Origin of the sequence: Methylocystis sp. (assembly GCF_051061225.1) — a bacterium.
In the GTDB taxonomy this organism is placed as follows: Bacteria; Pseudomonadota; Alphaproteobacteria; order Rhizobiales; family Beijerinckiaceae; genus Methylocystis.
Genome location: NZ_JBPFEB010000143.1, coordinates 1 through 4,822, shown reverse-complemented (window position 1 = coordinate 4,822; position 4,822 = coordinate 1). Strand labels below are relative to the sequence as shown.

4 protein-coding genes and 1 pseudogene are annotated in these 4,822 nt (G+C 60.7%); 3 read left to right on the top strand and 2 right to left on the bottom strand.

The window, feature by feature from the left end:
* Positions 1-1,409: ATP-binding protein (locus tag ACR652_RS24325; protein WP_434509048.1), on the top strand; the 1,409-nt coding region annotated here is incomplete at its 5' end.
* Complete coding sequence (locus ACR652_RS24320) at positions 1,406-1,831, top strand: DUF2809 domain-containing protein (protein WP_434509047.1); 426 nt, start codon at positions 1,406-1,408, stop codon at positions 1,829-1,831. The genes ACR652_RS24325 and ACR652_RS24320, both read left to right, overlap by 4 nt.
* Here the strand turns inward: ACR652_RS24320 and ACR652_RS24315 are convergent.
* Positions 1,798-1,971: pseudogene (locus tag ACR652_RS24315) on the bottom strand (helix-turn-helix domain-containing protein); the annotation flags it as partial. The gene ACR652_RS24320 and the pseudogene ACR652_RS24315 overlap by 34 nt on opposite strands.
* A 1,223-nt stretch (positions 1,972-3,194) precedes the next feature.
* Between ACR652_RS24315 and ACR652_RS24310 the strand changes: the two are divergent.
* Positions 3,195-3,926, top strand: a complete 732-nt coding sequence (locus tag ACR652_RS24310; RefSeq protein ID WP_434509046.1) for a hypothetical protein — start codon at positions 3,195-3,197, stop codon at positions 3,924-3,926.
* Positions 3,927-4,139: 213 nt separating this feature from the next.
* On the opposite strand, the gene ACR652_RS24305 is transcribed toward ACR652_RS24310, so the two are convergent.
* Entirely contained in the window at positions 4,140-4,358 is a 219-nt protein-coding gene (locus ACR652_RS24305; RefSeq protein ID WP_434509045.1) for a hypothetical protein, read from the bottom strand.
* Between the last annotated feature and the right edge of the window lie 464 nt (positions 4,359-4,822).

Sequence of the window (4,822 nt, the reverse complement as noted above, 5' to 3'; positions counted from 1 at the left end):
GCCGTCGATTTTGTCGCCGCTCTGGTCGGGCTACGCCCTCCCGCCGCCGCGACAAAATCGACCCGCCCCGCGTTCGGCAAACCCCGGCAGAGATCCACTCAAAATCCGCGGGGACCTGTCCAGACAAGCGGGGCCAGCTCTCTGCTCCCCTCCCGGCCGATCCGGCCTTTCTTGCGCTCGGCGAAAGGCTCGCGCCGGACCTGATCGAGACCCAGAAGACGACGCTCGCCGGCTTTCGCCTGCTCGATCCCCGCGGGGTAGTGATCGCGGGCCGGGAAGAAGTCGGTCTGTCGCTTGCGCATGTCGAAGAGGTCGCGGCAGCCTTGCGCGGCGGTTTCCGCAGCGTGATGCGGCTGCGCATGTCCAAGCACGCCCCCCCGCCGCTCTATTCCTGGAGCCGGGGAACAGCCGTGCGCGTCTTCACCGCCATGCCGGTAGTCCTGCGAGGGCGGGTGGCGGGCGTCGTCTACGCCTCGCGCACGCCGAGCAACGTCTTCAAGAATTTCTACGAGGAGCGCGGCAAGGTCGCGGCCGCCAGCGCGACAATCGTGGCGCTGGCCCTGCTGATCGGCTGGATCTTCGAGCGCGCGCTCACGCGGCCGATCCGGGAGCTGATGTCCCGCACCACCGCGATCGCGCGCGGCGACCGGGAGGCCCTCACGCCGATGACCCACCACGGCACAGCCGAATTTGCCCAGCTCACGCAGAGCTTCCTCGACATGGCCGCGGCGTTGCAAAACCGGTCGGACTTCATCGCCACTTTCGCCGCACATGTCTCGCACGAACTGAAATCTCCCTTGACCTCAATCCATGGCGCGGCAGAACTGTTGCGCGACGATATCGAAACCCCGCACAGCATGAGCGGGGCAGAGCGGCGGCGCTTTCTGGGGAATATCATCGAGGATACGGACCGTCTGGCCACGATCGTGCGACGGCTGCGAGAACTTGCCCACGCCGAAGAAACGCCGGTCGCCGGCGTGACAACGCTCGAGGCGGCCGTCGCCGAATTGCGCTCGACCTTCAGCTCTCTCCGGATCGAGACGGACGGCCCGCTGTCGGTTGCCATCCGCATGTCGGCGGAAAACATCGGCGTCGCGCTTTTGCACCTCGCCGACAATGCGCAGCGGCACGGCGCGAAGACGCTCATGATTTTGAGCTCGCGCAACGGCGACGATCTCAAGGTCGTTGTGCGCGATGACGGGCACGGCCTTTCCCGCGCCAACCGCGACAAAATCTTCGACAGCTTTTTTACGACGCGTCGCGCGGAGGGCGGCACGGGCATGGGACTCGCGATCGTGCGCGCCATGCTTGAATCGCATGGCGGAAGCATCGACCTTGTCGATGAAGAAGACGCCGATCCGCCGCCAGGAACCGCCTTCGCGCTCGTCATCCCCTTGGCGCAAGCATGACGTTGCTCCTAATCCGCATCGCCATCGTAATTATCGCGGGCCTGTCCCTTCGCGCGTTCGGGCCCAGCGTCGGCCTGCCGGCTTTGGTTGTCAAATATGGCGGCTCGATCCTCTGGGCGACGATGGTCTATCTCCTCGTCGCCCTGCTCGCCCGGCGACAGGGCAGACAGATGGTCGCCGCCGTCGCCATGACGATCGCGATCTGTGTTGAAATGCTCAGGCTCTACCATACGCCCTGGCTCTACGCTTTCCGCCTGACCCTGCCCGGCGCCTTGCTGCTCGGGCGGATCTTCTCGTTCTGGAATATCGCCGCCTACGCCGCCGGCGTTGCGCTCGGCGTAATCATCGAGCCGATTGGAGTTGCCCATCTCGTGCGCTGCGATCCAAAGAGGTCTTCCGGTCCCCCGGCGTTGAAGCGATGAACCCAGTCGCGCAACCGTCTGCCGGTCCATGCCGCCGATCCTGGCTGCGTCGGCCCGGTCCTTACCGTCGCGGCTCGCAGCTGCGCCAGCAGCCGCCGATTTTGACTGACGTCCTTCGAGCGCCGGGCCAAGTCCCGCATGAGGCAGCCGGCAAGACCATTGGGATAGCCCGCGTCCAGCAACGATTGTCGCCCCCGCCTTATCGCTCTGCCCAAGACACATTCGAAAATGCTACCGCTCTGGCAATTGCTACCTCTGGAACGGAATTCATCGTGAAACGTTCTCAAAAAAACGCTTCTAGAAACTTATCCCCCGCAACGCGGTGCTTCCGACGGGTGTGGGCGATACTCTCCGTGAAACATTGGTTAGCAAAGCTTAGCGGGCGCTTCTGCGCACGGGAGATCCGGACTTAGAAACACAATCCACGACGAGAGATGCGCTATGGACAAGACAATGACACTGACGCTCATCGATGATGATCGTTTCATGCGCGCGACAAAGGAACAGCTCCCTGATATGGAGTACCGAACCCCCGACGGCATTCTAATGAAACCCATACTGAAGGAAGGCAAGATAGCCGGTTTCACCGCGACCGCCCCGGACGGGAGTCCCGTACCGGTGATGTCCCTCAAGATGGACGCGGGTTGCTACTACTGTGTATGCACAGGCAGTGGGAGCTCAACCTCATGCACCTGCACAGAAGTGCTGTGCCCCAACCCCACCTAAACGGTAAGAGAGTTTCCCCCATTTGCGCCCGACGAAGCCGCTGGAAGTTTCCTCTCCCGGGGGCTTCTCACTTTACTGCCCCGTCTCCAGTTTCGCGTGCCGCCAAAGGGACTGCACTGCACGGCCGTCCTGACGCGGATCACCAGCGGGCGTCGCAAATGTCGCAGCGAAGGCCGACGCCGCCCCAGCTTTCACTCATCAGTTGGTGCGCTTGTCATTGCGCCATCGCCCGGACGAGCTTCTCAAACATGTCGAACTTTTAGCAAAGCGTTATCCGCCGAAAGCAACGCCTTCGAATCATCTCGAGCGTCGGATGCCCAACGACAAGGTCCTCGATGCTGCTCAACCGCTCTGGCGTAGTTGGCCCACTTTCAGCCCGAAGCCACGCAGGATCCCACTAGACACGTCTCCACGTAGTAGAGCTCGGATTGAAGCAGCTTACGCGCAGTAAGCAAGGCTCGTGTCGTCGACTCCAATGCGGCTTCAGAGAGCGATGCCCGCGCCGCACCTGTATATCCGCATCGAGCGGAATGAACGCATGCCAGTGATTCTGGCTTTCTTACGGCTGCAATGTACGAAGATGCGGCGGCGCTTTGTCGCGTTGCGGCGGAAAGCTTGAGAGATCACGTTTGGGCTTGTGGCGGGGGCGGCAAGAAAGACGACAAAAAATGAAAAGCCGGAAGACGTTCTTCTTTCTCACGTTATTTATATGCGTGGCTCTGGGCATCCAGCTTTGGCCCTTACTGGCCAGCAGATCGGGTCTAGCGGCAAGACATATGCATCTGCCGGGGTCCAATGCGCCCTTAATCCCGTCAGCGGCATGGCGCCGATGGTGCAAGCCGGGCTTTACAACCCTATCAGCACTTCAACTGCGACTGTTTCGCTAAATGGTGCATCGGTCGCCACCGTCACGTTCCTAAATCCAGACGCCAGCGTCTGGCTTGCTAATGGCAGCAACACTGTAGTCGTTGCGCCGGCCGGCTCGCCGGCAGACAGTTACTCATTCAACGCGCCTTTGACCTACGCAGGTCAGCCGAATATGTGCATCCCGAATACAAGCGGAAATCGGATATCCGGAGACTTAGAGTATGCAGCTAGCTCGAAATCCTACACTACGGTGACACCCGGTTGCGCGTTGAACCCGGCCACCGGTCGCGCCCAGCCCTACGTCAACCTCTTTGATAACGGCAAGTATCTGTTGAACGTGTCCGCCAACGACGTGCCACTTACGCAATTGAATGGTTCGACCCGTAGAAGCACTCCCGTTTTCCTCAGTGCCGGGCTGAATGTCATCTCCGCCGCCAACGGTTCTCTGTCGACGGATTACTACGTGCGTGATGGTGGAACAGGTAGCTGCACTCTCCCCTAATTGAGCTTAAAAGATGCACGCCCGCGAAATCGCAGTCGCGGGCGTGTTCCCTTATGCCAGCTTGATCTATGACCGTGGGCCAACAGGGGGCCACGCCGGGGGGCGATGATGGCAGAGAATTCGGCGAATATGGTGGAACGTGGGAAACCGCCCAGCTGTGGAGCTGTGCTTCGTGTTCACGCAGGACAACAGCGGAACCAAGACACAGCCAGCCTAGTCTCGGTGAGCAATCCGTAGCAGTCGCGCTATCAGCAGCGCGACCAACTGATCGGAACCCTTGGAGGGAGCATCCTCGCGCGCGTCCGATGCGGCGGCTTCCGCGCTCTCTAATTCTGCCGCGGTCTCGACGGCGGCAATACTGGCTTCCACCTTCGCGAGTTGGTGCTCGATTACCTCTCGCTCGGCGGCCTTCTTATTTTCCCTTGACTCCATGATCGCTGCTCAGTTCCGAGGCGTAAGGCCCGCGGTGCGCTTCGCTCTATCTTTCTCTTCTCGGCGCTGCATGGCGGCCTTTTCTAGTGGGCCAGGAGCACGCACTTGTCCGTCTGTGCGTCGAAAGGCTTCAATTCGCATGTGAGAGCCATGTGCCGGCTTACAGGTAGAGGTAAAACCGAAATCGGCAGCAGTTGTGCGAAAGAAAAGCGTTTTGTTTTTCTCACGGTTGAGAGGTGAGAGTCCACACCTTTGAGGGGGCCGTTTGAAGAGAGCGCTGATGGCAGCGACCATTCCACACGCCAAGGTCAATTTCGGACGCTTGCTCGAGCCAGCGATAGAGGCTCAACGGAGGCACCCTCAACCACGATGGAAATTTTGTTGATCTTGCTGGAGTGGGCACCACTTGCCAATGGGCTGCGCCTTACGGCGCTGACGCTTCAGAGGAGCTCTGCCATGTTACG